This window comes from Segniliparus rotundus DSM 44985 (genome assembly GCF_000092825.1).
Lineage (GTDB): Bacteria > Actinomycetota > Actinomycetes > Mycobacteriales > Mycobacteriaceae > Segniliparus > Segniliparus rotundus.
The window spans coordinates 208,330-235,106 of sequence record NC_014168.1 but is presented as its reverse complement, the minus strand read 5'-3'; the positions used below and the strand labels follow the sequence as shown (position 1 = coordinate 235,106).

The following is a 26,777-nucleotide window of genomic DNA, read 5'->3' as shown; positions in this document are numbered from 1 at the left end:
TTTGATACACTCCTTCTGATACGCGCGCAATACGCAGCCTCAATGTTAGGTTGGACGCGCCAAAACCTTGCCCGGTTCCCGAGGACAGAAAATTTCCTCCAGATACCAGATATACCAAGACTGAGAGGCTCCTGATTCCAGTCCAAGCTCAGCTTATAGGGCTTGGGTGATGTCGGTGTCGTTCATGCCGCCGTTGTGCAGGCAGTGGGCGATGTCGAGGAGCTGTTCGGGGTAGGGGTCCTCCAGGGCGGTGAGCATCGCGCGCAGGCGCCAGGTGAGGTTGCGGTGGTTCTCGTACTCGCCCCTGGTGGGCGGGGCGTCCCCGACGGGGGCGGGGACGCGTCCTTCCAGGCGGGCGAGGAGCTCCATGCCGTCCAGCTCGTGCGAGCGCAACTCGCCCTTCGCGGCCTCCCGCGCGGCGGCGAACTCCCCGGTCCCCGACCCCTCCCCGTTGTTCGCCAACGCCCCGTACAACGGGCCCCACACCTGCCCCTGCGTGTACGCGGACGCCCCCGACACCCCCGCGCGGGCCATCCCCGCCGCGACAGCGGGGGCTTTCTCCTTCGGCACGGCCTTGACCGCGCCCGCCAACACCGGGCTCACCATCTCCAACGGATGCGCCACGCCCTACCCCCTCCCCGTCCTGCTGTTCGCCGCGGTCACCAGTTCAACGCCCCCGCGCCGCGCTCCTCGCGCCGGTACTGGTCCAACTCCTGCTTCCACCGCGCGTTCGTGATCCGCTCGCTGTTCGCCCGCTGCACGGACTTGCGGTACCACCCGGCCTCCTTGGGAGGCAAACCCGCCGGATCGTACAAACCGTCCGGCGCCAGGCGCGCCATGTCCGCCGCGTGCCGCAACGGGTCACTCTGCTTGACCGCGAGCTCCTCCGACGACAGGGCCCGCGCGTCCTGAACTGCGGCCTGCGGGACGTCCGCCTCGTAACCGGGGCGGTCCGGCCAATACGCCTCCACCGGGCGCGGCAACGCCAGCAAAGCCTGCACATACCGCGAGTCCGGCTCCTCAAGGAAACACACCGCCGCCAAACGCCACGAGGAGTCCCCGCCCAAACCGTCCTCCAACAACCACTTCGCGAGCCCGACAGCCAACAACCCCGGATTCGTGAGGTGGTCCGTCCCAGCCGGGGCCTTCGAGCGGTCCAGCACCCGCGTGCCCTCCGGCAACCGCATCGCCGGGTCCACCTGCCCCAACCAGCCCGTCGTCGTCACCCGCGCCACCACCGGGCGCCACACCCCCGCCTGCGGATTCGGGGCGACCCTCATGTCCTCGAACAAGAACACCAAACCCCCCGACCCCACATGCTCGAACGGAGGCTGCTCCACCCGCCCCCAGGTGAACCCGTCCGCCAAAAACCCCGCGCGGCCAGCGCCGACAACCACACCGCCCCCGGTGATCAAATCCGCCAGCTCCCCCGCCCCCGCCGCCGGATGCGCCGCCGCGATGCGGTCCCGCAACCCCGAGAACGAACCCGCCACCCTCGCCGTCTCCCCCCCGAGCCGCCATGAGCGCCGTCGGCGAGAGCTCCGTCACCCGCTGCGTGCCCAACGCCTGCCCCTGCTGCTCCAAATGCCGCCCCGTCCCCGAAGCACCCCCAGCAGTGTCACCACGCATCGCGTCCTTGAGCGCCGCCTGCTGCGCCGACATCGCCCGCGTCTCCCCGCCAACACCCCCAGCACCAGCAGAACCCCCCGCACGGCTCAACCCAGCACCCCGCTGCTCACCCGCGCCCGAGGACGGCTGCGCGGCGGGCTTCTCCGCCGCACCACCCCCCTGCACACCCGTCCGAGAAACCTCCGAACCACCAGCGCCGATCCCACCAATCCGCGAACCCCCACCTGGCCCGCCCCCAGCCGGACCACCGCCGATACCGCTGATCGACGGAGGAGCCCCAATACCCCCACCACCACCGCCAGCCTGCCTAGCCCCCTGCGGCGCAGCATCAGCCCCACGCTCCGCAACCGCAGCCCCTGACTGCAAACCCGTCGAAGCACCACCACCAGCACCACCGCTGCCCGAGGCACCACCGCCAGAGCCGCCAGAACCCGAGGAACCACCAGAGGCCGAGGAACCGGTGCTTTGCTGACTATCAGCCGCACGAGCTAAAGACTCACCCTGAGCGGCATCGCCCCGGGTGTATCCAGCCTGCCGAGCTAAAGACTCACCCTGAGCGGCATCGCCCCGGGTGTATCCAGCCTGCCGAGCTAAAGACTCACCCTGAGCGGCATCGCCCCGGGTGTATCCAGCCTGCCGACCAAATGTGTAACTCGTATCTGTATCGGCATTCATGCCTGCCGCACGACCGAAGGACCCTCCCGTGTACACATCCTCGTTGCTACTCTTCATAGCCGACTGCTGGTTGCCCGCAGTCTTTCCCGCCTGATCTTTGATTTTGGCGATCTTGGCCTCAAGCTCAGCTTGGGAGTCCACGAGGCCAAGGGCATTTTTCAACCTGCCGGCGACAGAGCTGCGATACGAATCAGAGGCCGCCTGCGCTTGGGCGATCTCAGCAAGAGCATCGTTCGCGGTCTTCGTGATCTGGCTTCGGCCGTTTTTCACGTTCTCCGCAGTCATCTTCTCGAAATTCGCCTGGCTCTTCATTTGCTCAAGCCAAGCCTCCTTGAGGGCGTTGAACTTCTGACGCTCCGCGTCCACCCCTTGCTCCGAGTCTGAACCAGAGACGGCCTCTTTCTTCCCCCCATAGACCTGCTGGTCGATCTGGTCGAGCACACCCTGTATCTGCGAGAGCAAGCCTTGCTTCGCCCCAGCCTCGTTTGCCAAAGCGCCCTCATCGGCATCCGGCCAGTGCGGCATAATTACATCATTGATAGAGCCAAAATCCGGCTTCGGAGCCGCCATTACTAGATTCCTACCCCTCTTCCAGTTATTTTATCGTACTCAAAATATAATCATCGCCAAGAATCAAATACTACAAACCGCTTTCAGATTATCTACCGCAGCACCAAAATCTTTATTCAAGGGATTCATAGTGTCACCATCTGCCCTATTTGTAATGGCATCAGCAAAACTCCGTGAAGACTTCACAAATTTCTGAATAGCATCGGCAATATCCTTAGGTGCGCCACTTCCAATGGCCGCTTCCAAAACAGGAGCCACCTTGCTCACAACCTGACCAGCGTTGTCTGCCGCGCTTGCAACTTTTTCGTCCCCCCAGGACCATCCATCTTTCATAACTAACCCCCAGAATTTATCAATTGCATGAACAATTTCCAAACCCCTACCCTGAGCAAGGCTACAGAGCTTCTTTGAGTCAGATATAGGCGTCTGAGTCACACTTGGCGTAAGAGAATTCGATTGAGCACTACCGCCGTTTATCGGGGGAGCCTGCTGGATGATGGTTGTCGTGCCACCGCCGCTCCCGCCACGGTTGCAACCAGCGGCACCAAAGGCCACCAGCCCCGCCAAACCAAGCACAGCAGCTCTCGAGACAACCTTCATGCCCAACTCCTCATCTCTCACCTTCTGAGGTGAGGATTGCATCCCCACCAGCCAAAACTGCATCCGCCACAACGATCCCCGCCAGTATACGCCCCACGTCAAGACCCTTCGTGAACGCCCCAAGACCTCTCCGGCAGAAATCCCGCCCGCGCTTTTGAAAAACACCGCCCGCAGAAGACTGCTTGGCAAGGGCTTCGTTCGCCGTCTTCGTGATCTGAACCCGCCCGTTCTTCGTATTTTCGGTTGTGGCCTTTTCGAAATCTGCCTGGGCCTTCATCTGCGCAAGCCAAGCCTCCTTCAGGGTGTTGCACTTCCGGCGCTCCGCGTCCACCTCGTACTGCGAGCCCGAACCAGCGACGACCTCTTACTCCCCCATAGACCTGCTTGGTCGATCTGGTCGAGCACACTCTGCATCTGCGAGAGCAAACCATCCTTCACCCCAGCCTCCGCCGCCGGACCGCCCTCATCAGCATCCGGCCATTGCGGCTGAATAACATCGTTTAAAATCCTGAAATTCGGAGCGGGTGCAGCAATTTTGCATTTCCCCTTGCTAAATATTTTTTATTAAAAGTGACAAACTTCTTTATTTCTATTTACCGCGTCCGTGAATTCTTTATTCAACGGATTAATCTCATCCGCGTCCGCCCTTCTATCAGCGGCATCAGCAAACTCTTTAGCAACTTTAACGAAGTTATGCACAGCATCACTTAAGTCTTTTGGCGCACCCGAACCGACATACGCGTCAAGTTTTGGCGCAGATTCATCAACAACTTGTTTCATATGATCAGCGGCTTGAGATATTTTCTCATCTCCCCAGTTCCAGACTTGCCCAGATTCTTTGTTTGGGATCGCAAGAACAAAGCTGTCTATAGCGCTAATTATCTCTTTACCTCTACCTTTGATGACCCGCAAAGTTTTTGCGGGTCATCAAGGGCAGCTATAGAACTAGTAACCGGAGATGAAACTTGCCCAGCAGATGTATTACCCCCCGGCTGCTGGATGATGGTTGTCGTGCCACCGCCGCCCCCGCCCCGGTTGCAACCAGCGGCACCGAAGGCCGTCAAGCCCGTCAAAACAAGCACAGCCACTCTCGCGACAACCTTCATGCCCAACTTCTCATCTCTCATGTTCCGCTTTCCATACCACCACCGCAACCCTCCGTGTAAGAATTTTTACTCTCCACTCGAACTACAAATGCTTTCAAGCTTATCTTTCGCATTCCCAAAGTTATTTGCTGCAGGATTAAGAGCATCGTCTTTCTGTTGCTCAACGATTGCATTAGAAAAGATTTTCAATGTTTTTAAGTAATCGCTCGCGGAATCGGCGATTACAGCAGGCGCCTGTTTACCAACAAAATTTTCAAACGATGGAAAAATCGGGTCCATTTCCTTCTCGATCCGATTTACTGCAGCTTCAACATCCGGGTCAGAGTACGACCATCCATGACGAGCAACAGCAATCTTCCAGAAAGCAATCGATGCATTGCTCAACCCCCTCGTTTTAGTCAAAACCTGATGGCACAGCTCCTTGGAGTCATTGATCGGAGCGACACCGACCGGAGCCGCGCTTGAGGAAGACGATCCTGCGTTACCCCCACCCGGCGACTGGATGATGGTGGATTGGATCACCGTTGCCGGTGCGCCGCCGCCTCGGTTGCAACCAGCGGCGCCAAGAGCGGTCCACGCCGCCAAATCCAGCACAGCCGCCTTCGTGACAGCGTTCATGCCCTGCTCCTCGCTTCGTTCCACGACCAGCACTGCCCTACCGGGCAACCGGGCCGCCCGTTGCGGCGGACGCGTTGGAGTCCGCGCCCGCCTGGGTCGCCGCAGGGGCGTTGAAGTTCGCCCCGCCGCCGCCGGACAGGTGGTCGCCGGGTTTCTTGAGCTCTGTGTGGTTGTCGTCCTCGACGCCCGAGTACTGCGCATGGGCCTCTTTCGAGGTGTCCGCAGCCTTTTGCGCGCGCTCGCTGGTGGCTTTGCTGTGCTGATCGGCGTCCTGTTTGGCCTGGGTCGACTGCTGTTTCAAGTTGCCGTTCATGTCGTCCGAGCCCGCAGCCGCATGGTAACGCTCGGTGGACTCGTCCCACTGCTTGATCAAGCCGTCCAGCTCCGCCCTCAACGGCTCCATCTTGAGGGTGACACGCCCCAGGGCGTCCAAATCGATATTCGTGCGGCCCGAGGCTCCACCACCGATATCGGTGAGCTTCAAGCCGGGATTCCCCGGATTCACAGCGTTCATGATCGCGTTCCTCATGTTCTCCACGACCCCACCGCCCGGGATCTTTGACACCAGTATATAGGCCCGTCAAGCCCCTCGCTGCGCACCCGCCATCGGATACTCTTCCGTTTTCAGGCGCGGCTCGGCGCTCCGCCGGGCTGTTCTTCGTCGGGCCGCCCGTCGCCCCACAAGGTGATGCCGCCGTCGTGCATTTTCGCGGCGAAGTCCGCGCGGGCCGCCGCGTGGGCCTTGACGACAGCCTGGCCGAGCCGCGAACCGGGGTCGCTCCACACGCGCTCGCCGAGTTCTAGTTCGAACGCGGAGGCCATCGACACGGTGACCTTCACTATCGGGTTGTGCGGGTTGTCTTTGCCGACGCCCCGCACGCCAGCAGGGTCGAAAGCCTGAAGCTTGCGCACGGTCTCGGCGTAGCGCTCCCGCAATTCGGCGGCCTCGTCGGTCATCCACGATTCGGTGACCCGCAGTTTGTCGGGGTCCAAATCCGCCAAACTGCCGACTTCGGCCCGGATGCGCTCCTGGGCGGCGGCCTCGTCGGCCTGGTACTGGTCCTCGGGTTGCACGGGGCCGCCCAACTCGGCCTTGCGCTGGCGGATGTAGTCGTCCACCGAGTCGGGGCGCTCGTCCTCGGGCAGATCCCAGTACTCGTCGTAGAACTGGTTCTCCAAGGACGCGCCCGCAGGCTTGGGCTCGTGCATGGCGTCCACGACGGCCTGCGAGTACCCGGCCAACGCCGCATGCACGGCGGTCTCGATGATCCGGGCCAAGGCGACATGCCCCAAGGGCTCGTTGCGCGACCCGCGCGCCAGCTCGAACTCGTCGGCGAGGGCTTCCCAGGCCAACCGCAGTTCGAGCAGGGCGCGCTCGTGCCCGACGGTCGCAAAAACCCGCCTGCACGCGGACTCGCCGCTGACGCGCAACTGCGGCAGCTCCTCGTCGAGGATGCGGATGCGCTCCTCCAACGGTTTCGGGTTCCGCGCGGGCGGCAGCTTCTCGTGCGGTTGCGTCATCCCTGGAACCTCCGGTGATCGTCCTCCGACTCGGTCGTATCGTACGCGCGTCGATCAGAGACGTGTCAAAGCAGGCGCGACGCCGCCGATGCGGGCAAATGTTGCCGCGCGCAAAACCACCCGGCAGAATCGGGGCATGCCGCAGCCGTACACCATCGGGCATTACCTCGCCGACCGGCTCGCCGAACTGGGCGTGCGCCACGTCTTCGGCGTCCCCGGGGACTTCAACCTGATGTTCCTGGACCGGATCGTGGAGCACCCCGGCCTGGCCTGGGTGGGCAATGTGAACGAGCTGAACGCGGGCTACGCGGCGGACGGGTACGCGCGCATGAACGGGATCGCCGCCCTGGTCACCACATTCGGGGTGGGGGAGCTGTCGGCGGTGAACGCCACGGCGGGCAGCTACGCCGAGCACGTCCCCGTGGTGCACATCTGCGGCGGGCCGACAGTGGACGCGCAACGCGCCCGGCGCAGCCTGCACCATTCCCTCGGCGACGGCGACTTCGAGCATTTCCTGCGCATCCAACGCGAGATCACCTGCGCGCAGGCGAGCCTCACCCCGGCGAACGCCACGCGCGAGATCGACCGGGTGCTGCGCGAGGTGCGCGAGCAACGCCGCCCCGGCTACTTGTTGTTGCCTTCGGATGTGGCGCAGGTGCCGAGCTACCCGCCCGCCGCGCCCATCCCGGGCCCGCAGGACGCGTCCAGCCCAGGGGCGCTCGCCGCGTTCCAGGAGGCCGCTGCGAAACTGCTGGCGGACAAGCGCCCCGCGGTCCTCGCCGACCTGCTGGTGCATCGTTTCGGCGCGGTGGGCGAGCTCGCGCGGCTGCTCGACGCGGGCGCGCTGCCGCACGCGACCCTGTTGTGGGGCAAGAGCATCGTGGACGAGCTGGACCCGAACTTCCTGGGGATCTACATCGGGGCGAACAGCGAGCCCCATGTGCGCGCGGGTGTGGAAGAGGCGGAGGCGCTGATCCTGGCCGGGGTGCAATTCACGGATTTCATCAGTGGTTTCTTCACACAGCACCTGGATGTGGCCAAAACGGTGGACATCGGCCCGCACGAGTCGACGGTGGCGGGCGAGCTGTTCGCGCCGCTGGAGATGCGCGACGCGCTCGGCGCGCTCACCGAACTGCTCTCGGGCCGCCCCCGCCCGCCCGAACCAGCAGCCCCGGCCCCGCCCGCGGCGTCGGCGGCTTCGCCGGGCGAGGCGCTGACCCAGGCTTCGATGTGGGACCTGCTGGCGGGCGCGGTCACCCCCGGCAACATTGTCATCGCCGAGGCGGGCACTTCGTTCTTCGGCCTGGCCACCCACCCGCTGCCCGCCGGGGTCACCTTCATCGGGCAACCGTTGTGGGCGTCCATCGGCTACACCCTGCCCGCGGCGCTCGGCGCGGGGCTCGCCTGCCCGGACCGGCGCGTGGTGCTGCTCATCGGCGACGGCTCCGCGCAGCTCACCGCGCAAGAGCTTTCGGTGATCGCGCGCTACGGCCTCAACGCGGTCATCGTGGTGGTGGACAACGACGGGTACACGGTGGAGCGCGCGATCCACGGGGCCCAGCAGCCCTACAACGACATCGACCACTGGGATTACGCGAAGCTGCTCAGCGCGTTCGAACCGGAAACGGAACCCCTGTGTTTGCGGGTCGGCACGGTCGGCGGGCTGCGCGCCGCCATCGAGGAAACCGAGGCGGCGAAGGACCGGCTCGTGCTCATCGAGGCCGTCGTGGCGAAAATGGACATGCCGCCGCTGTTGCAAAAGCTCGGCGAAACCATGTCGGAGGCCAACACGCGCGCATAGCCGCGCGGCACGCGTGTTGGCGCAGCGGGCTCACACCGCCTGCGGCGCGAGCGCCCGGTCGATCCCCCTGGCTTTGTCCCTGGCCAACGCGCGGTCGCGGTGCTCCTCGAACCTCGGCACTTGGACCGTCCGCAGATCTTCCAGATACGCGGCGAGGCGGTCGCGGGCCGCCTCGCCGCGCGCGGTGAAATCGGCGCGCTCGAAGACGCGCCATGTGCGGATCACGGGCAGGAGCACCTCTTCCAAATGCTGGCGCAGGTCGTAGACGCCGTGCTTGGCCATGAGCACGCCATGGCGGCGGAAGTTCGGCATATTCGACCCCGGCATCTGGAAGTTCGTCACCACGTTGGCGATCGCCTCCATCGCCTGGTCCGGGTCGGCGTCGAGCGCCGCGCCGCAAATATTGCGGTAGAAGACCATGTGCAGGTTCTCGTCCAGGGCGAGACGCTGCATGATCGCCTCGGCGATCGGATCGCCGCAGATCGCGCCGGTGTTGCGGTGGCTGATCCGCGTCGCGAGCTCCTGGAACGAGACATAGGCGACCGTGTGCAGGAACGCCGCGCCCGTGCCGTGCGGGAACCGCGCGAGCGGCTGGAACCCGTGCGTCATATGGGTCATCCGGTCGCACTCCAACGCCACCGGGTCGACGCCCCGGGTGACCACGAGATAGTCCCGCATCACCGTCGAGTGGCGGGCCTCCTCCGCGGTCCACCGCCCGACCCATGTGCCCCAGGCCCCGTCCGGGGAAAGGTCCCCGGCGATCCGATTGTGGTACGACGGCAAGTTGTCCTCAGTCAAAAGGTTCGTGACCAGCGCGGCTTTGGCCACATCGGAAAGCTTGGACTGCTCCGGGTCCCAGTCGACGCCGCCGAGCGCCGCGAAGTTTTTCCCGTCCGACCAGGGCACATAGTCGTGCGGGTGCCAGTCCTTGGCCATGGCCAAGTGCCGGTTCACCTCCCGCTCGGCGACTTCCTCCAGCTCGAACAGCAACGCCGACTGATCCAAATCCGCTCCCAACGCCGCATCTCCTTTCGCTCGACTGTCTCCCAGTGCAGCAGCATCGGCGGCGGGCCCCAAGGGTCGGACGTCACCGCCGCACGTGACACACGGCAGGGCCGCGCAGCAAGGCCCCGCGCGAGCCTGGAACGGTCGGCCCCGCGCCGCATGGCCTAGTGTGTGAGGGACAGCATGATCTCGCGAGAACGAGGAGCCCTGATGGCCGAAGGCGCGTACATCTTCCCCAAATGGTTCGACCGGCTCCAGGTCACATTCATGAACCCCCTCGTCGTCAAAGCAGCCCCCTACCTGCCGGGATTCGCGCAGGTCGTGCACAAGGGCCGCACGTCGGGCAAAACGTTCCGCACGCCGGTGAACCCGGTCCAAACCAAGGGCCGCTTCGTCGCCACCCTCGGCCACGGCACCTACACCGACTGGGTGCGCAACCTCATCGCCGCAGGCGAAGGGGAAGTGCGTTTCCTCGGCAGGTCGCACCGCATCAGCAACTTCAGGATCGTCCCGCCCGGCGACCCCGGCGCCGGGCTGCCGTACATCGCCCGCAAGGCGCTCAAACGCATCGCCGTCTTCACCGCCGACATCGATTGACCCCCGTTTCGGAGGTCGCCGCAAGCACCGGGAGCGCCAGCCATCTCGGACACGCAGGAGAACATGGGCTCGCGCGTCCCGGCCACACCGAGAGCCTGCCCTACGCTGGCTTCATGCCAGGTATTCCTCAGGAGTCTGCGCGTTCGTCGGCGATCGTCCGAAAAACGTTGCTCGCCGCCCTGACCCCGCTGATCGTGTATTACCTGGCGAGGGCATGCGGGGCGCCGCCCTGGCTCGCCCTCACGGCGTCCGTGGTCGCCGCCGCCGCGCAAACCGCCGTCAACGCGCTGCGCGAACGGAAACTAGACCTCGTCTCCGGCTACATGCTGTTGCTCTTCGGGATGAACCTGGCGGTCGTCCTGCTCACCGAAAACCCCCGGCTGGCCATGGCCATCAACAGCGTGCCCGCTTTCGTCCTGGCCCTGTTCCTCCTCGTCTCGGGCATCATCCGCAAACCCGTGACGCAAGACCTCGTCGAGAAGCTGCGCCCGAGCCTTCGGGAAAGCGAGCTGCCCGGGCGCGGCTGGTCCGCACAAGACATCCGCGACTACCGGGCGGCACACGCGCGGCTGAGCGTTCTCAGCGGCGCGGCATGCCTCGCGCTCTCGCTCATCGGACTCGCCTTCATCATCAGCCTCCCCGTGGACATGTCGCAGCTCCTGAACAGCATCGTGTCGAACGCGGGCGCTGTGCTGGTCGTCATCCTCATCGTCAGCAAAGTGCGCTCGTTCGTGAAAAGCCACGACCGTCCGGCGTGAAACTCAGAACGCCGCGCTGCGCCACCGCTCCCCCGCGACGACGATGTGGTCGAGGAAGCGCAGGCCTGTGGCCCAAGCGGCGTTGTGCAGCATGTCCGTCAACGCCCGGTCGGCGGCGCTCGGCGTGGGGTCGCCGCTCGGGTGGTTGTGCGCAAGGGCGAACGCGACGCCGTCGTGACGGAGCACCGTGGCGAGGATTTCCCGCACCGGCACGGGGCACGCGGTCGCCGAGCCCATCGCGACGATCTCCGTCCGGCGCAACCGAAGCCGCGCGTCGGCGACCAGCACCGCGACCTGCTCTGTCCGCGACGCCCCCAACACCCTGCTGGCGACACGCGCGATATCCGAGGACTGCACGAGCTGCACAGGCTCGTCCGGAGCGTCCACGCGCCCCGCGATCGCGAACGCCGCCGCCAGCCGCGCCGCCTTCGCAGGCCCCACCCCTGGGGTGCGGGCGAGCTCTTCCGGGCGGGCTCGGGCGAGCCCGTGGACGCCGCCCCAGGATGTCAGCAAGACGTGGGCGACGTCGAGGGCGCTCGCCCGCGCATGCCCGGAACCAAGATGGATCGCGACCAGCTCCGCTTCGCTGAGCGCGGCGGCGCCTTGGCGCAGCAGCCGCTCCCTCGGCCGGTCGTGCTGCGGGATGTCGCGCATGGCTGTGGTCATGCCAGCAGTATCGGGGGCGGCACTGACAGCTTCGGCTCCGCGCCCACGTCTGTCCCCAGGGACAGCGACGCCCGGCTTCGGGCGTGCTACGCTCGCACACCAATGGCGCACCTGCTCGGCGCGGAGTCGATCCGCCGTGAATTCCCCACAAAAGTCGTGCTCGACTCCGTGACCGTGGGCGTCGCCGAAGGCGACCGCATCGGGCTGGTCGGGCGCAACGGCGACGGCAAATCCACGCTCATGCGCCTCCTGGCGGGCCTGGACAAACCGGACGCGGGCCGGGTCACCGCGCGCAGCGGCCTGCGCGTCGGCGTGCTCGGCCAAAGCGACAACCTCGATCCCGAAGCCTCCGTCCGCCAGGCCGTCGTCGGCGACGCGCCCGAGCACGAGTGGGCCTCGGACCCCAAGATCCGCGACGTGTTCGCGGGGCTCCTCCCGGACAAGGAGCTGTGGGAACAACCGGTCCGGGCGCTCTCCGGCGGGCAACGCCGCAGGGTCGGGCTGGCAGCCCTGCTGGCGGGCGACTGGGACGTGCTGATGCTGGACGAGCCGACGAACCACCTGGACCTGGAAGGCGTGCTGTGGCTGGCCGAGCACATGAAGAGCCGCTGGCCGCGAGGCGCTGGGGGCCTGCTGGTCGTCACCCACGACCGCTGGTTCCTCGACGAGGTCTGCACCACCACCTGGGAGGTGCACGACCGCGTCGTCGAACCGTTCGACGGCGGCTACGCGGCGTACGTGCTCGCGAAGGTCGAGCGGGACCGGATGGCGGCGGCGCACGAGTCCAAACGCCAGAACCTCATGCGCAAAGAGCTCGCGTGGCTGCGCCGAGGCGCCCCGGCGCGCACCAGCAAACCGAAATTCCGCATCGAGGCCGCGAACCAGCTCATCGCGAACGAACCCCCGCCGCGCAACACCGTCGAACTCCGATCGACCGCTGTGACCCGGCTCGGCAAAACCGTGCTGGACCTGGTGGGAGCCGGCGTCTCGTTCGACGGCCGGGAGGTGCTGCGCGAGGTCGAGTGGCGAATCGCCCCCGGCGAGCGCACCGGGATCCTCGGGGTGAACGGAGCGGGGAAGTCCACACTGCTCGGGCTGGTGACCGGGGAGGTCGAGCCCACTGCGGGCAAGGTCGCGCGGGGCAAGACGGTGAAGATCGCGACGCTCAGCCAAAACCTCGCCGAACTAGCCGAGCACGAGTCGCAGCGGGTGCGCGAAGTGCTCGCGGACAAGCGCAGCTCGTACACCGTCGGCGGCAAGGAGCACACCCCAGCGCAGCTGCTCGAACGGCTGGGGTTCTCCAGCGCGCAGCTGTCCACGCCGATCCGGGACCTCTCGGGCGGCCAGAAGCGGCGGCTGCAACTCCTGTTGATCCTGCTGGACGAGCCCAATGTGCTCATCTTGGACGAGCCGACCAACGACCTCGACACGGACATGCTCGTCGCGCTCGAAGACCTCCTGGACGGTTGGCCGGGCACGCTGCTGGTTGTCTCGCACGACCGCTACCTGCTGGAACGGGTCACCGACCAGCAGTACGCGATCCTCGGCGGCACATTGCGGCATCTGCCAGGCGGGGTGGAGGAGTATTTGGCGTTGCGGCGGGCGGCAGACGCGCGCAGCTCCTCGCCGGCCGGGGCGAAGGCGAAGTCCTCCGGGTCCGCGGACCTGCGGGCGGCGCAGAAAGAGATCGCCTCGGTCGAGCGCCGCGTCGAAAAGCTCGGCGCGCAGATCGAAGCCGCGCGGCACAAGCTCGCCGCGCACGACCCGGACGACTTCCCAGGGCTCGCCGCCGGGGCGGACGCGCTGCGCGCCCTCGAACGCGAACAAGCCGAACTCGAAGACCGCTGGTTGGAGCTGCTCGAACAGGCGCAGTGACAACGGCCCCCGGCGACGACGGGCCCAGTGACAACAGGCCAGGCTGAGGGTTCAGGTCGCGGTCACGTCGAGCATGGCCGTCACGGTGGTCGGACGCAACCGGACGACCACTTCGCCCGGCTGCCCGTTGCGCTCGCCGAACTCCTCCGCCCGATCCTGGCCCATGTACCGCCCGCCCGCGAGGGTTGCCACCCGGCGGACTTCCGCGAGGTCCTCAATCAGCTCGGCGATGCCTCGGACCTGCACATAGGCGTATGGGGGCTCCGAGAGCTGCGCGGTGAGCGCGATCCGAGGATCGCGCCGCATGGCTTTGGCCTTCGCGGAGTCGGCCATCGTGGTGAACAGCAGCACGTCCTGCTCGACCACAAACCACACCGGGGCGGCGTACGGCTGCCCTGTCGCCCCGGCCCACGCCACGACCCCGGTCCTGGTGCCCTCTTCGAGGAAGGCCCGCACTTCGGGAGCGAACGTCACTTCGGGATGCGCCTCGGCCACATCCCCACCCTAGCCGCCGCGCGAGCACTGCGCCGAGCGGCGTGCTCACAGCACGATGCTGACCATCTTCTTCGGCACGACGATGACCCGCTTGGGCTCCTTGCCCGCCAGGTGCTCCACGACTTTGGGGTCGGCGAGGGCGGCCGCGCGGACAACGTCCTCCGAAACCCCGGCGGGCACGACGATCGTGGCGCGCACTTTGCCTGCGACCTGCACCGGGAGCTTCACCTCGTCATCCACGAGGAACGCCGGGTCGGCGGTCGGGAAGGGGTGGCGCACCAGCAGTTCGTCGTGCCCGAGCCTGCGCCACAGCTCCTCGGCCAGGTGCGGGGCGAGCGGGGCGAGCATCACCACAAGCGGCTCCACCGCGGCGCGCGGCGCGCCTTCCGCGCCCTGCTGGCCGGAAAGATAGCGTTTGGTGAGGTAGTTGGTGTACTCGATGAGCTTGGCCACCGCCAAGTTGAACTTCAGCGCGGCGTACTCCTGGCCGACCTGGTCGATGGCGCGGTGCAAGGCGCGCACAGTCTCTGCGTCCGGCTCCGCGTCGACAACGCAGGCCTGCCCGGACTGCTCGTCCACCACGACACGCCACACCCTGGCGAGGAAGCGCTGCGCGCCGACGATGTCCTTGGTGGACCAGTCCTTGGACTGGTCCAAGGGGCCCATCGACATCTCGTAGACCCGCAGCGTGTCCGCGCCGTACTCGTCGCAGATCTCGTCGGGGGTGATCGAGTTCTTCAGGCTCTTGCCCATTTTGCCGAACTCGCGTTTGACCGGTTGCCCCTGCCAGAAGAACTCCCCGTCGCGCTCCTCGACCTCAGCCGCGGGGACGTACGCGCCTCGGGAGTCGGTGTACGAGGGCGCCTGGATGTAGCCCTGGTTGAACAAACGCCGGAACGGCTCCGCCGAAGACACGTAGCCGAGGTCGTGGAGGACTTTGTGCCAGAACCGCGCGTACAGCAGGTGCAGCACCGCGTGCTCGGTCCCGCCGACGTACAGGTCCACCCCGCCCGGATCTGCGCCGCCTCGGGCGTCGGGCCTCGGGCCGATCCAATAACGTTCGTTCTCCGGGTCGCAGAACGCCTCCTCGTTCTTCGGGTCGAGGTAGCGCAAGTAATACCAGCAGCTCCCGGCCCAGTTCGGCATCACGTCGGTTTCGCGGGTGTACGGCTGCGCGCCGTCGCCGAAGTCGCATTCCACCGTGAGCCAATCGCCCGCTTTTTTCAACGGGGCGGACGGGCGGGAGTCTTGGTCGTCGGCGTCGAAGACGATGGGCCGGAAGTCCTCGATTTGCGGCAACAGCACCGGCAGGGCCGTGTCGTCGAGCGGGAAGACCTGCCCGGATTCGTCCGCGACCAGAGGGAACGGCTCGCCCCAGTAACGCTGGCGGGCGAAGAGCCAGTCGCGCAGCTTGTATTGCAGCTGCTTGCGGCCCACCCCGAGCCGCTCGAGATCGTCGGCAGCGACGGCCTTCGCCTCGCTCGCGGAAAGCCCGTCCCACGACCCGGAGTTCACCAGCTGCCCCTCGCCGGTGTGCGCGCCGATCTCGACGTCCCCGCCGGAAACCACCTCCGCGACGGGCAGCCCGAAGGTTTTCGCGAAGTCCCAGTCCCGCTGGTCGTGCCCCGGCACGGCCATGACAACGCCCGTGCCGTAACCGGCGAGGACGTAGTCCGCGACGAAGACGGGAATGCGCTCCTGCGTGAGCGGGTTGACGGCGAACGCCCCCGTGAACACGCCCGTCTTGGCTTTGTCCTCCTGACGCTCCCGTTCGGCCCGGTTCGCGACCTTGGCCCGGTACGTGGCGACGGCCTCGGCCGGCGTCGCGGCCGAGCCGGTCCACCGCGGGTCCGTCCCGACCGGCCAGGCTTGCGGCACAAGGCTGGCGACGAGCTCCGATTCGGGCGCGGCGACCAGGAATGTGACGCCGTAGAGGGTGTCCGGGCGGGTGGTGAAGACTTCCAACACCTGCTCGCCGCATGGGAAGGACACCACCGCGCCAGTGGAGCGGCCAATCCAGTTGCGCTGCATGGATTTGACCTTCTCAGGCCAGTCCAGCCGGTCGAGGTCGTCGATGAGCCGGTCGGCGTACTCGGTGATGCGCATCGTCCATTGCCGCAGGCTCTTGCGGAACACCGGGAAATTGCCGCGCTCCGAGCGGCCCTCGTCGGTGACCTCCTCGTTCGACAGCACCGTCCCGAGGCCGGGGCACCAGTTCACCACCGACTCGTGCCTGCCCACGAGCCGGTGCGAGTCGACGACCGCGCGTTGCTCGGCCTTGGTCAGCGCGGACCACGCGCGCCCGTCCGGCGTCGCCCTCGCTCCGGAGGCGAACGCCGCCTCCAGCTCGCCCACCGGCCGGGCTCGGCCAGCCTCGCGGTCGTACCAGGCGTTGTAAATCTTCAGGAAGATCCACTGCGTCCAACGGTAGTAGTCCGGGTCGGAGGTTTTGAACCGGCGGCGTTCGTCGTGGCCGAGGCCGATGCGGCGGATTTGGCGCAAGAACCGCTCGACGTTGCGGTCGGTCACCGCCGCCGGGTGTGTCCCGGTCTGCACCGCGTAAATCTCCGTGGGCAGGCCGAAGGAGTCAAAGCCCATTGTGTGCAGGACGTTCTTGCCCGCCATCCGCTGGAACCGGGCGAACACGTCGGTGGCGATGAAGCCGAGCGGATGCCCGACGTGCAATCCGTCCCCGGAGGGGTAGGGGAACATGTCCATGATGAAGAACGGCTCCCGCGCCGCGCCGTCGCCCGCGAGCTCGCCGGTCGGGTTGTCCGCGTGCAGCGCCCCCGAACGCTGCCACTCGGCCTGCCAAAACTCCTCGATGCGCCGGACGGTGGCGTTGTCGTAACGATGCGCGGCAGGTTCAGTCATGGGGGCACAGCTTACTGCGCCGTCTTCAACGCGTGGGCACAACCGGCTGCGGCGCTCGCGTTCGCGGACAAGCCGCCGGCTGGCACTCGTGCGGCAGGCTGCTCCGTGCCGCCCCCTGAACGGGGCGGGCTAAAATACTCCCATGCCGTCCACGTGGGTCGTCGTCCTCGCGACCGTCTTCGTTCTCAGCGGCGCCGCTCTGCTCGCGATCGCATGGGCTTCATGGGCGCAGAAGTTGCCCCGGAACCGCTTCGCCGGGGTGCGCACGAGCGCGACCATGCGTTCCGATCAGGCATTCAAGCTCGGCAATAAAATCGCTGCGCCGGGCATGGCGGCGAGCGGCGCGGTGATGATTCTCGCCGCGGTCGGCGCGGCGGCCCTGCACAGCCCGTGGGGCCTGGGGGCCGCAGTCGTGACCGGCGCTGCCGTCTCCATCATTCCCGCTGGCTATGGGGCGTATGTGGGCAGCAAAGCCGCAGACCGCGTGCCCGCAGCGCCCGAGAGCGTTCCCACCTGCCCTTATTCAGCGCAAGCGTGCGCGGGGGGCGGCTGCGGGACTTCCTCAGAGCCGTCGTCGAAGATCTGCGGCTCCTGAGCCGCGGCCGTCCCTTCGCTTCGGAAGCACCAGAGCACGCCTGCCGGATCGGCGACGCGGAAACAACGCGAGCCGTCTTCGTCGTCGTGGGGAGCCGCCACGCTGCGCGCCCCCGCCGCCACAGCGCGCGCATAGAGCTCCTGCACCTCCTGCGCGGACTCGGCGACGAGCGAAAGCGAACGGGCGCCTTCTTGGTCCGTCTCCGAGGCCGAGAAGACCACGGCGACGCCACCGCCTTTCCAGACGAGTTCCGCGCGCAGCACGCGCTCGCCGGAGCCGACCAACGTGGCGGGGGTGAAGCCGAAAGACCTGGCGAAGAACACGACCGCCGCTTTCGCGTCCTCGTAGACCAACGTCGGCCACGGCGCGGCGGCTTCGCGCCCCGGGGCGTTCATCGCAGCCGGTCCGGGGCCAGCGCCTCCGCGGTGAGGCTGTGCGCGGCGATATGTTCGGGGATCTGCTCGCCCAGGGCCAGAGCGGCGGTCGCCTCGCCCATGGCGGGAGAGGTTTGGATGCCGTAGCCGCCCTGCGCGGCGACCCAGAAGAACCCCGCCGCGTCCGGCGCGTACCCGCCGACCAGCCCCCCGTCGCGGACGAAGGAGCGCAGCCCCGCCCATGCGCGCAACGGGCGGCCCACTGTGAGCGTGGTGGCCTCTTCGATGCGGTGGATCGCGAGGGCGACGTCCAGGTCCGGCGGTCTCACGTCCTGCGGGTGCGTCGGGTCGGCGTTCGCCGGGGAGCCGAGGAGCATGCCCGCGTCCGGCTTCACGTAGAAACCGATGCGCAAATCCTTGAACATCGGCAACGCGCGGACGTCGAGCCCGTGCGGCGGGTGGAAGACGAACGCGGAGCGGCGTTTGGGGACCAAACCGATCTCGCGGACCCCGGCGAGCCGCGCGACCACGTCGGCCCAAGCCCCGGCGGCGTTGACGAGCACGGGGGCGCGATAGGACTCGTCCCCCGCCTGGACCTGCCAGGCGGCCCCGACGCGGCTGACCGCGGCGACCCCGCGCCCGCAGCGGACTTCGCCGCCGCGCGCCCGGATTCCCTTCAGGAAGCCGAGGTGCAGCTCGCCGACGTCCACGTCCTCGGCCTGGGCGTCATGCACCCCGCCGAGCACCATTTCTTCTCGCAGCACCGGGATGAGCGAGAGCACGTCGTGCTTGCTGAGCAATGTCGCACCGGGCACTTCGAGCAAGTCCGCGATCAGGGCTTCGTCGGTCAGCGCCGGTCCTGCCGGGTCGGCTCCGGGCCCGAATTCTTCCCCGGCGAGCTGCGCGATCACCACCCCCCGGGGGGAGAGCAGCGGGTGTTCGGCGAAGCCTTCGGGCGGCGAGTCGAAGAAACTGCGGCTCGCCGCCGTGAGGGCGCGCACTTGGGCGTTGCCGTAGGCGGGTTCGTACATCGCGGCAGAGCGGCCAGTGGCGTGCTGCCCCGGCGCGGCTTCCCGTTCCAGCACGACGACTTTGCCGTGCTGGGCGAGGAAGTACCCGGTCGAAGCCCCGGCGATCCCCGCGCCGACGACAAGGAAGTCAGCCTCGACAGTGATGCCCATGCGTACCAGTGTGCTCTATGACGCGGATTTCGTCTCGTCCAGACCGGTGCACCAGCCCGTGCGGCTCGTGGCAGTGCTCTTCCCCGGCGGCGAAGTGGTCCACTTGGATCGTCGTGTGCTCGACGCCGTGCTCCTCCCACAGGAGCTGTTTGATCGCCACGCGCCGCTCATGGCAGTCCGCGTCCTCGTCGACCAGCACATGGACCGAAAGAGCGGGATGCCCGGAGGAGATCTCCCAAATATGCAGGTCGTGCGCCTCGACGACACCAGGGAGCGCGGCGAGTTCAGCGCCGATGGCGTCCGGCGAGAAGCCGTTCGGCGCGGCTTCGAGCAGGACCCGGGAGGCCGCGCGCACCAGCGTCCAGCCCGATGTGAGCATGAGCCCGGCGACGACGAGCGCGGCGAGCGCGTCCGCGCGGGAGAATCCGGTCAACCAGATCACCAGGCCAGCGACGACTGTGGCGATAAAGGCGTAAAGGTCGGCGAGGATGTGCTGGAAGGCTCCTTCGATGTTCAGGCTGGCGCGGTTCGCCTTGTTGACGCACATCGTCGCGGCGAGATTCACCACCACGCCCACGAGGGCTGTGACCAGCACGAGTTTGCCTTCGACCTGGTGGGGGCGCAGGAGCCGCTGAACGCCTTCGTAAGCGAACCAGCCGCCGAGGATCAGGAGCGTCGCCCCGTTGATCTGCGCGGAAAGGATCTCCACCCGGCGCAGCCCGTAGGTCATGGCCCCTCGGGCGGGGCGGGCGGCGAGTTTGACGGCCATGATCGCAAGGCCGAGCGAGGCCACGTCGGTGAGCATGTGGGCGGCGTCCGACAAAAGGGCCAGCGAGCCCGAGAGCAACCCCGCCGCCGCTTCTGCCGCCATGAGCAGCAGGAGCAGGCACAACGCGGCGAAAAGCCAGGTGCGGTCGCTGCTCTCGCCCACGCCGTGCGCGTGGTCGTGGTCGTGCGCCATGCACACCTCCTGAAAATATATGCGTAGATGCTTATGCGAGCATACAACGGGCGGGCGGGTTCAGCCACGCAACGCCGACCTCGGCGGCCAGGTACGCTCAGGCCCATGCGCCCCACGCTCGCCGAGTACCCGCATGTGCATTCCGGGAAAGTCCGCGACCTGTACGCGGTGGACGACGAGCACCTGCTGTTCGTCGCCAGCGACCGCGTCTCCGCGTACGACCACGTCCTCTCGACGCCCATCCCCGACAAGGGCCGCGTGTTGACCGCGCTGTCGGTCTACTTCTTCGACACGCTCTCCGCGGCGAACCACCTCGCCGGGCCCCCGGACGACGAGCGGATACCGCACGAGGTCCTTGGCCGGGCGCTCGTGGTGCGCCGCCTGCGCATGGTCCCGGTGGAATGCGTCGTCCGAGGCTTCCTCACCGGCTCCGGCTGGGCCGAATACCAGCAGGAGGGCTCCGTCTCCGGCGTCGCGCTGCCCCCTGGGCTGCGCGAGAACGCCCGCCTCGAACCGCCGATCTTCACCCCCACCACAAAAGCCGAGCTCGGCGAGCACGACGAGAGCATCAGCCTGGAAAAAGTCGCCGAACAGGTCGGCACGGACCTCGCCCATCGGCTTCGGGACGCCGCGCTGGGGATCTTCCGCTCGGCGGCAAGGCACGTCGCAGACCGGGGCCTGACCCTGGTGGACACGAAATTCGAATTCGGGCTCGACCCGCAAGGCCAGCTCGTGCTCGCCGACGAGGCGCTCACCCCCGACTCGTCGCGTTACTGGCCCGCCGAGAGCCCCGGCACAAGCCTCGACAAACAATTCGTGCGCAATTGGCTGACAAGCCCGGAATCCGGCTGGTCGAAATCCGGGGGCACAGCGCCCCCGGCGCTGCCCGACGACGTCGTCGCCGCCACCCGGGCGCGTTACGTCCAGTTGTACGAGCAGGTCACCGGTTTGTCGTTCGCAGCGTGGCTCTCGCTGGGCCCCGCGTCGCCGTGAAGCGGGGGCGCCATAAACCAGAGCCAGCGCCCCCAGCCGGTTTGGGCCGCCCGGCCGTCATCGCGCTGATCGCCGTCCACTACGGCGCGGACGAGAGCGCCGCGAGCCGCAGGGGCGATCTGGGCGAAACCAGCGGCGGCGAAAAGCTTGGGGACTGCGGCGCCTGGGCCGCGCCCTCGTCCGACGTCACAGAGCGCGCGCGCTGTTGAACGCTTCGGCCCCGCGCAGAATCCCGTCGCCGTAACGGGAGTCGAGCAGGTATTCGAGCACGGCCCTGTCCACGACGATCGCCCCGGAACTCGCCACCGCCTCGTCCCAGGGCACCAACAGGCCCGTTTCAGGATCTGTGAAAGGCAGCAGATTCCCCTTGGTCAAGCCGGGCAGAGCAAGCCCGGAGAACTCTTCCAGGGCGATGAGCAGCTGATGTTCGACCCTGCGGTCCTTCGGAGTCCACAGCGTCCGGTAGTCGTGCGGCTCGCCGTCGGCGGACAGCATCGTCGGCGAAGGCCCGAGCACCGAACTGCGCAGCGCGCGAGCGCACCGGGGCGTGACCAGTTTGGCCCGGTTCCGACGCTCCTGCGCCGGCTGCGGCTTCGGCAGCAGCCGCCGCAACCCCGGCACGGCCCTCGAACCCGAAAGAGCCCTCGAAAGCAAGGCGGTCCGCTTCGGAGCGGGCTCCGACGCGAGAAGATCGCCCAAGATCGACCGTTTGCGCCGATACGTCTCCTGGGCGGCGAGGAAGCTGTCGCCCAGTCGCGCGTGGGCCGCGTCGTACAGCCCGCCCTCGACCGCGGCGGTGACCGCGCCCGCGCGGCGCATCGCCGCGGTCCGCGCTTTCGACGGATTGGCGACCATGCTCTTGACATAGGCGAGCCGGAATCCGAGCGCCGCGCCGTACGCCACCGCGTTCACCACACGCACCGCGTCCGGCGCGATCGCGAGTGTCGAGAAAAATCGTCGAGCGCGGACCGGTCCCATGCTCCCATTGTGGCGGCTTCGCGCGCGAATCGGCAACTATGCCCGCCGCTGATTGCCGGAACTCAACAACCTGCGGTACGATGCACGGACGTTCCGGCATAAGAAACGGAAACGACAAGGATCGGAGATCGCGTGGGAACCGGACAGCCGTCAGGGCTTGCGCCCGAGGCGAAGGCCCCGTTCCATGTGGGATGCTACGGAGATGCCGCCGACGTGTTCTACTTGCTTCTGCGGATTCTGCGCGGCATGCGCAGGGCTGGCGATATGAGTTCGCTCACAGTGAGCGGTATATCCGCGCTCTTCGTGATCGCCCAGCACGGGCCGTTGCGCCTCGGCGACCTCGCGAACCGCGAACGGGTCACCGCCCCGACGATGTCCAGGGTCGTCACGCTTTTGGAACAAGCCGAGTTGGTGCAGCGCGAGCCCGACCCCGCCGACGGGCGCGCCACCTTGCTCTCTTTGACCCCGCAGGGCAGCGAGTATGTCGCGGGAGACGCGTCCGAGAAAATCAAGACCGTCGAAAGCGCCTTGGCGACGTTGAGCGACGAGGAGCAGAAACAGGTCGTGCGCTGGCTCCAGACGCTCGAAGCCGCAGTGGCCAAGTCTTCGCCCGAGGTCGATGACGACCTCTGCTGAGGTCGCCCCCGCCACCGCGCAGAGCCAGCTCGGCCCATGCCCGGTCGGCATGATCTGGAAAGATCCCCGGCATGAAGGTGAACAGAGTCGTTCCAAACCTCGAATGCGCGTCCCTGCAACAGGCCAAGGATTTTTACACCCGGGTCCTGGGGTTGCGCGTCGTCATGGATCACGGCTGGATCGTGACGCTGGCCGACCCGCAACGGCCCGAAACCCAGGTGAGCCTCACAACCCATGACGAAACCGCGCCCCTCGTCCCGGCCGTCTCCATCCATGTCGACGATGTCGACGCCGCCTATCGGGAGGCTGTGGCCACCGGGGCCGAAATCGTGCACGACCTCGTCGACGAGCCCTGGGGCGTGCGCCGATTCTTCGTCCGGGACCCCGAAGGGCATGTGATCAACATTCTGGCGCACGGCTGACAGAACGCGGCACTCTGCGGCAAAGGCGTCCAGCGCAACCGCCTTGGTCGTCATGGCCCGATCATCGCACCGGGCTCCGACACCCGGCCCCGCAGAGAGGCAGTCATGGACATTGCGGGCGCGGGCTGTGTCCACGGCCGCCGACCGGGCGATTCAGCGATCTTGAACGACAGTCTTTGACCAGTCTTTTCATGGAGCCGCTTAGCGGAATCGAACCGCTGACCTATTCATTACGAGTGAATCGCTCTACCGACTGAGCTAAAGCGGCCTGCTGCCGAAACGCCTCGCGCTCCGGCAGCAGGGAATGTTACCGAACCTTTCGGGCTCCGGCAAAATTAATGCCCGCACGAGCTGCAGGCGCACGACGAGCTGGTGCAAGCGCAACTCGGGCCGCACTGGCAGTCTTGGCACTGGCAGTTCGGGTTGTTGGGGTTTCCTTGAGCCATTTTTCATCTCCTTTCCTTGCTTGGACCACCACTCTAGCATACCCCCTTGGGGTATATCAAGATGTCATGGCGAGCGAGGAGACCATCGCGGTGAGCGCGACTTTCGGCTTCACGTTCGCGGCGATGGCCTCCCGCGCCCCGAGAATGGCCTCCATGGCCGCGAGCAGGCGCCGCTCGTCCCGCCGTTCCGCGAGTTCGCGGACCTGCTCCGCGACGTCCGGGCACAACGCCGGGGTCGGCGCGCCCCACCGCCAGGCGAGCGCGTCGCGGTAGTAGGCGAGGAGATCGACGAGCACCCCGTCGAGCGCGTCCCGCTCCACGCGGGTGGCGCGCAGCTTCTGCTTGCGCTCAAGCTCTTTGACCGCGCCCTGCGCGGCTCGGGCGGCCTTGCCGGGGCCGTCCACGCCGAGCTGCTCTTTGAGGTCGGCGAGCTCCTGGGCGTCCAATGCCGCGCATCGGGCAGCGGCTTCCTCGGAGGCTTGGCTCGCGATCCGCACCGCCGCGTCGTAGCGCTGCCGGACGTCGAGCATGGCGAGCGGCAAGGCCAAGGTCGCTGCGCGGCGGTCCCGAGCCGCTTCGTCCCGTGCGAGCCTGCGGGCCCTGCCCACATGCCCGGCGCTCACCGACGCGGCCCACTGCGCGGTCGAAGCGTCCACGCCGTCGCGCTCGACCAGGACCTTGGCCACCTGCTCCCGACTCGGCGCCCCGAGCGAGACGAGCCTGCACCGCGACCGCAACGTCACTGCGATGTCGTGCGGGTCCACCGAGGGCGCGCACAAAAGGAAAACCGCTCGGGACGAGGGCTCCTCCACTGCTTTGAGGAGGGCGTTCGTGGCCGACTCGGTGAGCCTGTCGGCGTCTTCCACCAACAAGATCCGCCAGGGGGACGCGGGCAGGCGCGCCGTCCAACCCGTGGCCTCGCGGATTTCGGCGACCGAGATGGACAGCCCCTGCGGATTGAGCCTGCGCACGTCAGGGTGCGATCCGGCGAAAACCGAACGGCATGTGCGGCACTCGCCGCAACCGGGCTCCGGGGCTTGGCACTGCAACGCGGCCGCGAACGAGAGGGCGGCCACCGAGCGGCCTGACCCCGGCGGGCCGACGAACAGCCACGATTGGGCGAAACCCTTGCCTTCAGCCCTGCCCGCCAACGCCGCGGCGCGCAGTTCGGCCACAACCCGGTCGGCGGCCAACACATAGTCGTAGACGCCCATAGCGCCAGTCTATGGCGAGCGGCGGCAGGGGTTCGGGGTGACCGGATTTTTTCCATTCATTCCGGTGTACGATTCCTAAACACCGCAGCGAGAACATAAGGAGAGAGCGGAGCAGTGTTCGACTCCTCGTTCGGGCAGTTCAGCGAACCTATGCCAGAACCAGCCCCGAGGCGCAACCGCCGTGCGCTCATGGTCGCGCTCGCATCGGCGGGCGCGATTGTCCTGATCGTCGCGATCGTGTGGGCGGTCAGTGTTTTCGTGGTGGGGCCCGACGCGGAGAAGGTGGCGCAAACCGGCGGGAAAACCCCGGAAGAGGCCGTGCGGATGTACTTCGACGCGCTCGCCCAGGACAACCCGCAAAAAGCCCTCGCCCTCGGTGTCGAGCAGCCGTCGGGCGCGGAGTTCCTCACCGCTGACGTGCTCAAACGCCAACAAGACCTCGCCAGGATATCGAACACGCAGATCCTGGGCTCGGCAGCGGGCAGCCAACCGGACACGGCGAACGTCTCCGTCTCCGTCCTCTTCGGCGACGTCAAATCCGAGGACGTGCTGACGGTCCGCAAGACCCGGGCGGGCTGGAAGCTGCCGCACGCCACCATCGCGCTGCGCCCGAGCGCCCCGACCGGCGGCGGGCGGGCGCTGGACTTTTTGACGCTGTTCGGCAAGCCCGCGGGCAACACGAAGACCATCGCCGTCTTCCCAGGGGCGCTCGAAGTCGGCTCGTTGAACAAGAACATCACGCTCACGGCGGAACGGGACAAGGAGCTGCTGGGCCAGCTCTATCAAGGAGCTGACCCGAACTGGCTGGTCAACGGGCAGCTCTCGCAGAACGGGCACGACGCGGTCATCCAGGCTCTCGACGACAAACTGCAGGCCTGCGAGCAGTCGGCCGAGCTCGCCCCCGCGGGCTGCCCGAACAAACTCAACAACGACCAAGCCGCCCCGGACACCGTCCATTGGACTGAGACCGAGAATTACGACGACCAAGACCCCGCCGTCACCGTGGACTTCGCCACCATGACGGCCAAAGTGACCGTGACCCTGCACTGGAATTTCACCGTGGAACTGGTGGGCGGCGGCAAGGGCAACGGCCAGTTCCCCGCCGAGCCGCGCGATTTCACGGGCTCCGCGGATCTCACCCGGAACCAACTGGAAGTCGTCTTTTGAGCGCGCCGCCGCACTCTTCGGCACGGCCCTCGCCAGGCGAGGTCGAGAACGGCGCGCAGGTCGCAACAGCGCTGGCCGCATCGTTCGCGGCAAAGGTCGTCGGCCAAAAGGCGCTTCGGGAGACGTTGTTGATTGGTTTGCTCACGGGTGGGCATGTTTTGTTGGAGAGCGTGCCGGGGTTGGCGAAGACGACGGCGGCGAAGACGTTGGCGCAGTCGGTGCGGGCGCATTTCCAGCGTATTCAGTGCACGCCGGATTTGTTGCCGTCGGACATCATCGGCACGCAGCTCTACGACGGCTCCAAGGGGGAGTTCCACACGGTGTTGGGGCCGGTGCACGCGAACATCGTTCTGCTCGACGAGGTGAACCGGGCGTCGGCGAAGACCCAGTCGGCGATGCTGGAGGCGATGGAGGAGCGCCAGAGCACCATCGCGGGGCAGCTCTACAAGCTCCCCGAGCCCTTCCTCGTCCTGGCCACGCAGAACCCGGTGGACCAAGAGGGCACCTACCCCCTCCCCGAAGCCCAAATGGACCGCTTCATGCTCAAAGAGGTGCTGGAATACCCCACGCCCCAAGAAGAGGCGGAGGTCATTTTCCGGATCGAAGCCGGGGTGTACGAGGACGACGCGGCCGTGCGGCCGGTGGCGAGCTTGGACGACATCCTGCGCGTGCAAGCGGTCGTGAAGAAAATCCACATCGACCCGATGGTCGTCCACTACGTCACCCATATCGTCGCGGCCACGCGCAACCCGCACGCATTCATCCCGGCGCAACTCGCCCGGCTCATCGAAGTCGGGGCGAGCCCGAGGGCGACGATCGCCCTGTGCCGCGCGGCCAGGGCGCTCGCCCTGCTCAACCGTCGCGACCATGTTCTTCCGGACGACATCAAGGCCCTCGCGCACCGCGTCCTGCGCCACCGGCTGACCCTCGGGTTCGAGGCGGCCGCCGATCAAGTCACCCCCGAACTGGTCATCGACGCCATCCTCGGCGCGGTGCGAACACCATGAGCAACGCGGGGGC

General features: G+C 66.9%; 27 protein-coding genes and 1 tRNA gene. 10 read left to right on the top strand and 18 right to left on the bottom strand.

From position 1 onward, the window contains the following. Window positions 1-153: 153 nt before the first annotated feature. From SROT_RS01305 to SROT_RS01280, 8 genes are all read right to left on the bottom strand, one after another. Window positions 154-624: a hypothetical protein gene (locus SROT_RS01305; RefSeq protein ID WP_013137199.1), complete on the bottom strand. Its 471-nt coding sequence runs from the start codon at window positions 622-624 to the stop codon at window positions 154-156. Window positions 625-659: 35 nt separating this feature from the next. After that, window positions 660-1,493 (bottom strand): hypothetical protein, encoded by an 834-nt coding sequence (locus SROT_RS17255; protein ID WP_013137198.1) that lies wholly within the window; start codon window positions 1,491-1,493, stop codon window positions 660-662. 1,444 nt (window positions 1,494-2,937) lie between these two features. Next, window positions 2,938-3,474, bottom strand: a complete 537-nt coding sequence (locus SROT_RS16315) for a hypothetical protein (protein WP_148223298.1) — start codon at window positions 3,472-3,474, stop codon at window positions 2,938-2,940. Window positions 3,475-3,484: 10 nt separating this feature from the next. Continuing rightward, entirely contained in the window at window positions 3,485-3,751 is a 267-nt protein-coding gene (locus SROT_RS01290) for a hypothetical protein (protein ID WP_148223297.1), read from the bottom strand. Between the two features lie 287 nt (window positions 3,752-4,038). After that, window positions 4,039-4,386 (bottom strand): hypothetical protein, encoded by a 348-nt coding sequence (locus tag SROT_RS16310; RefSeq protein ID WP_148223296.1) that lies wholly within the window; start codon window positions 4,384-4,386, stop codon window positions 4,039-4,041. A 260-nt stretch (window positions 4,387-4,646) separates the two neighbouring features. Further along, complete coding sequence (locus SROT_RS16305) at window positions 4,647-5,198, bottom strand: hypothetical protein (RefSeq protein ID WP_148223295.1); 552 nt, start codon at window positions 5,196-5,198, stop codon at window positions 4,647-4,649. Between the two features lie 37 nt (window positions 5,199-5,235). Next, window positions 5,236-5,712, bottom strand: coding sequence for a hypothetical protein (locus SROT_RS01285; protein WP_013137196.1), 477 nt, complete (start codon window positions 5,710-5,712; stop codon window positions 5,236-5,238). A gap of 110 nt (window positions 5,713-5,822) precedes the next feature. Beyond that, window positions 5,823-6,719, bottom strand: coding sequence for a hypothetical protein (locus SROT_RS01280; protein ID WP_013137195.1), 897 nt, complete (start codon window positions 6,717-6,719; stop codon window positions 5,823-5,825). 136 nt (window positions 6,720-6,855) lie between these two features. On the opposite strand from SROT_RS01280, the gene SROT_RS01275 reads away from it, so the two are divergent. Then, a complete protein-coding gene (locus SROT_RS01275; RefSeq protein ID WP_013137194.1) occupies window positions 6,856-8,520 on the top strand; it encodes an alpha-keto acid decarboxylase family protein in 1,665 nt (554 codons plus the stop codon). A 30-nt stretch (window positions 8,521-8,550) separates the two neighbouring features. Here the strand turns inward: SROT_RS01275 and SROT_RS01270 are convergent, their stop codons facing one another. Beyond that, window positions 8,551-9,537, bottom strand: coding sequence for an acyl-ACP desaturase (locus tag SROT_RS01270; protein WP_013137193.1), 987 nt, complete (start codon window positions 9,535-9,537; stop codon window positions 8,551-8,553). 198 nt (window positions 9,538-9,735) lie between these two features. Between SROT_RS01270 and SROT_RS01265 the strand changes: the two genes are divergently transcribed. Both SROT_RS01265 and SROT_RS01260 read left to right on the top strand, forming a co-directional pair. After that, complete coding sequence (locus SROT_RS01265; RefSeq protein ID WP_013137192.1) at window positions 9,736-10,122, top strand: PNPOx family protein; 387 nt, start codon at window positions 9,736-9,738, stop codon at window positions 10,120-10,122. A gap of 113 nt (window positions 10,123-10,235) precedes the next feature. Further along, window positions 10,236-10,880, top strand: a complete 645-nt coding sequence (locus SROT_RS01260; RefSeq protein WP_013137191.1) for a VC0807 family protein — start codon at window positions 10,236-10,238, stop codon at window positions 10,878-10,880. Window positions 10,881-10,883: 3 nt separating this feature from the next. On the opposite strand, the gene SROT_RS01255 is transcribed toward SROT_RS01260, so the two are convergent. Beyond that, window positions 10,884-11,546 carry a JAB domain-containing protein gene (locus tag SROT_RS01255; protein WP_245535332.1) on the bottom strand — a complete coding sequence of 221 codons (663 nt, stop codon included), beginning with the start codon at window positions 11,544-11,546 and terminating at the stop codon, window positions 10,884-10,886. Between the two features lie 102 nt (window positions 11,547-11,648). Here SROT_RS01255 and SROT_RS01250 point away from each other — a divergent pair, with 102 nt between their 5' ends. Further along, window positions 11,649-13,421 (top strand): ABC-F family ATP-binding cassette domain-containing protein, encoded by a 1,773-nt coding sequence (locus SROT_RS01250; protein ID WP_013137189.1) that lies wholly within the window; start codon window positions 11,649-11,651, stop codon window positions 13,419-13,421. Window positions 13,422-13,472: 51 nt separating this feature from the next. On the opposite strand, the gene SROT_RS01245 is transcribed toward SROT_RS01250, so the two are convergent. Both SROT_RS01245 and leuS read right to left on the bottom strand, forming a co-directional pair. Beyond that, window positions 13,473-13,916, bottom strand: coding sequence for a PPOX class F420-dependent oxidoreductase (locus tag SROT_RS01245; RefSeq protein WP_013137188.1), 444 nt, complete (start codon window positions 13,914-13,916; stop codon window positions 13,473-13,475). A 45-nt stretch (window positions 13,917-13,961) separates the two neighbouring features. Then, entirely contained in the window at window positions 13,962-16,790 is a 2,829-nt protein-coding gene (gene leuS, locus SROT_RS01240; RefSeq protein ID WP_013137187.1) for a leucine--tRNA ligase, read from the bottom strand. A gap of 142 nt (window positions 16,791-16,932) precedes the next feature. On the opposite strand from leuS, the gene SROT_RS15885 reads away from it, so the two are divergent. Next, on the top strand, window positions 16,933-17,385 hold the full coding sequence (locus tag SROT_RS15885; protein WP_013137186.1) for an SdpI family protein: 453 nt from the start codon (window positions 16,933-16,935) through the stop codon (window positions 17,383-17,385). Here the strand turns inward: SROT_RS15885 and SROT_RS01235 are convergent. The 3 genes from SROT_RS01235 to SROT_RS01225 are packed head-to-tail and all read right to left on the bottom strand — an operon-like array spanning window position 17,310 to window position 19,901. Next, complete coding sequence (locus SROT_RS01235) at window positions 17,310-17,780, bottom strand: VOC family protein (RefSeq protein WP_013137185.1); 471 nt, start codon at window positions 17,778-17,780, stop codon at window positions 17,310-17,312. The two genes, SROT_RS15885 and SROT_RS01235, sit on opposite strands and share 76 nt — an antisense overlap. Then, entirely contained in the window at window positions 17,777-18,940 is a 1,164-nt protein-coding gene (locus SROT_RS01230; protein WP_013137184.1) for an NAD(P)/FAD-dependent oxidoreductase, read from the bottom strand. The genes SROT_RS01235 and SROT_RS01230 overlap by 4 nt, the downstream gene beginning before the upstream one ends. Continuing rightward, window positions 18,918-19,901: a cation diffusion facilitator family transporter gene (locus SROT_RS01225; RefSeq protein ID WP_013137183.1), complete on the bottom strand. Its 984-nt coding sequence runs from the start codon at window positions 19,899-19,901 to the stop codon at window positions 18,918-18,920. Before SROT_RS01225 ends, SROT_RS01230 begins: the two co-directional genes overlap by 23 nt. A 105-nt stretch (window positions 19,902-20,006) precedes the next feature. Between SROT_RS01225 and SROT_RS01220 the strand changes: the two genes are divergently transcribed. Continuing rightward, entirely contained in the window at window positions 20,007-20,894 is an 888-nt protein-coding gene (locus SROT_RS01220; RefSeq protein WP_013137182.1) for a phosphoribosylaminoimidazolesuccinocarboxamide synthase, read from the top strand. Window positions 20,895-21,080: 186 nt separating this feature from the next. Here the strand turns inward: SROT_RS01220 and SROT_RS01215 are convergent, their stop codons facing one another. Continuing rightward, the gene (locus SROT_RS01215; RefSeq protein WP_013137180.1) at window positions 21,081-21,872 is read right to left on the bottom strand and encodes a hypothetical protein; all 792 of its coding nucleotides are present in this window, start codon (window positions 21,870-21,872) and stop codon (window positions 21,081-21,083) included. A 132-nt stretch (window positions 21,873-22,004) separates the two neighbouring features. On the opposite strand from SROT_RS01215, the gene SROT_RS01210 reads away from it, so the two are divergent. Beyond that, complete coding sequence (locus SROT_RS01210; protein WP_013137179.1) at window positions 22,005-22,508, top strand: MarR family winged helix-turn-helix transcriptional regulator; 504 nt, start codon at window positions 22,005-22,007, stop codon at window positions 22,506-22,508. Window positions 22,509-22,579: 71 nt separating this feature from the next. Continuing rightward, entirely contained in the window at window positions 22,580-22,930 is a 351-nt protein-coding gene (locus tag SROT_RS01205; protein WP_013137178.1) for a VOC family protein, read from the top strand. Window positions 22,931-23,122: 192 nt separating this feature from the next. Here the strand turns inward: SROT_RS01205 and SROT_RS01200 are convergent. Both SROT_RS01200 and SROT_RS01195 read right to left on the bottom strand, forming a co-directional pair. Then, window positions 23,123-23,198: transfer RNA gene (locus SROT_RS01200), tRNA-Thr, on the bottom strand. Window positions 23,199-23,432: 234 nt separating this feature from the next. Continuing rightward, the gene (locus tag SROT_RS01195) at window positions 23,433-24,590 is read right to left on the bottom strand and encodes a DNA polymerase III subunit delta' (protein WP_013137177.1); all 1,158 of its coding nucleotides are present in this window, start codon (window positions 24,588-24,590) and stop codon (window positions 23,433-23,435) included. 114 nt (window positions 24,591-24,704) lie between these two features. Between SROT_RS01195 and SROT_RS01190 the strand changes: the two genes are divergently transcribed. Both SROT_RS01190 and SROT_RS01185 read left to right on the top strand, forming a co-directional pair. Next, window positions 24,705-25,757 carry a hypothetical protein gene (locus SROT_RS01190; RefSeq protein ID WP_013137176.1) on the top strand — a complete coding sequence of 351 codons (1,053 nt, stop codon included), beginning with the start codon at window positions 24,705-24,707 and terminating at the stop codon, window positions 25,755-25,757. After that, window positions 25,754-26,764, top strand: coding sequence for an AAA family ATPase (locus SROT_RS01185; RefSeq protein WP_013137175.1), 1,011 nt, complete (start codon window positions 25,754-25,756; stop codon window positions 26,762-26,764). Before SROT_RS01190 ends, SROT_RS01185 begins: the two co-directional genes overlap by 4 nt. Window positions 26,765-26,777: the final 13 nt, after the last annotated feature.

What these genes read in the sequence shown, in the direction of transcription:
- SROT_RS01260 (WP_013137191.1), top strand. Translation starts at nt 10,236, where the DNA reads ATGCCAGGTATTCCTCAGGAGTCTGCGCGTTCGTCGGCGATCGTCCGA.
- SROT_RS01215 (WP_013137180.1), bottom strand. Translation starts at nt 21,872, where the DNA reads ATGGGACCGGTCCGCGCTCGACGATTTTTCTCGACACTCGCGATCGCG.
- SROT_RS01280 (WP_013137195.1), bottom strand. Translation starts at nt 6,719, where the DNA reads ATGACGCAACCGCACGAGAAGCTGCCGCCCGCGCGGAACCCGAAACCG.
- SROT_RS01275 (WP_013137194.1), top strand. Translation starts at nt 6,856, where the DNA reads ATGCCGCAGCCGTACACCATCGGGCATTACCTCGCCGACCGGCTCGCC.
- SROT_RS01235 (WP_013137185.1), bottom strand. Translation starts at nt 17,780, where the DNA reads ATGAACGCCCCGGGGCGCGAAGCCGCCGCGCCGTGGCCGACGTTGGTC.
- SROT_RS01290 (WP_148223297.1), bottom strand. Translation starts at nt 3,751, where the DNA reads ATGAAGGCCCAGGCAGATTTCGAAAAGGCCACAACCGAAAATACGAAG.
- SROT_RS01285 (WP_013137196.1), bottom strand. Translation starts at nt 5,712, where the DNA reads ATGAACGCTGTGAATCCGGGGAATCCCGGCTTGAAGCTCACCGATATC.
- SROT_RS16305 (WP_148223295.1), bottom strand. Translation starts at nt 5,198, where the DNA reads ATGAACGCTGTCACGAAGGCGGCTGTGCTGGATTTGGCGGCGTGGACC.
- SROT_RS01220 (WP_013137182.1), top strand. Translation starts at nt 20,007, where the DNA reads ATGCGCCCCACGCTCGCCGAGTACCCGCATGTGCATTCCGGGAAAGTC.
- SROT_RS01230 (WP_013137184.1), bottom strand. Translation starts at nt 18,940, where the DNA reads ATGGGCATCACTGTCGAGGCTGACTTCCTTGTCGTCGGCGCGGGGATC.
- SROT_RS01265 (WP_013137192.1), top strand. Translation starts at nt 9,736, where the DNA reads ATGGCCGAAGGCGCGTACATCTTCCCCAAATGGTTCGACCGGCTCCAG.
- SROT_RS01205 (WP_013137178.1), top strand. Translation starts at nt 22,580, where the DNA reads ATGAAGGTGAACAGAGTCGTTCCAAACCTCGAATGCGCGTCCCTGCAA.
- SROT_RS15885 (WP_013137186.1), top strand. Translation starts at nt 16,933, where the DNA reads ATGCCGTCCACGTGGGTCGTCGTCCTCGCGACCGTCTTCGTTCTCAGC.
- SROT_RS01250 (WP_013137189.1), top strand. Translation starts at nt 11,649, where the DNA reads ATGGCGCACCTGCTCGGCGCGGAGTCGATCCGCCGTGAATTCCCCACA.
- SROT_RS16315 (WP_148223298.1), bottom strand. Translation starts at nt 3,474, where the DNA reads ATGAAGGTTGTCTCGAGAGCTGCTGTGCTTGGTTTGGCGGGGCTGGTG.
- SROT_RS01225 (WP_013137183.1), bottom strand. Translation starts at nt 19,901, where the DNA reads ATGGCGCACGACCACGACCACGCGCACGGCGTGGGCGAGAGCAGCGAC.
- SROT_RS01255 (WP_245535332.1), bottom strand. Translation starts at nt 11,546, where the DNA reads ATGACCACAGCCATGCGCGACATCCCGCAGCACGACCGGCCGAGGGAG.
- SROT_RS01195 (WP_013137177.1), bottom strand. Translation starts at nt 24,590, where the DNA reads ATGGGCGTCTACGACTATGTGTTGGCCGCCGACCGGGTTGTGGCCGAA.
- leuS (WP_013137187.1), bottom strand. Translation starts at nt 16,790, where the DNA reads ATGACTGAACCTGCCGCGCATCGTTACGACAACGCCACCGTCCGGCGC.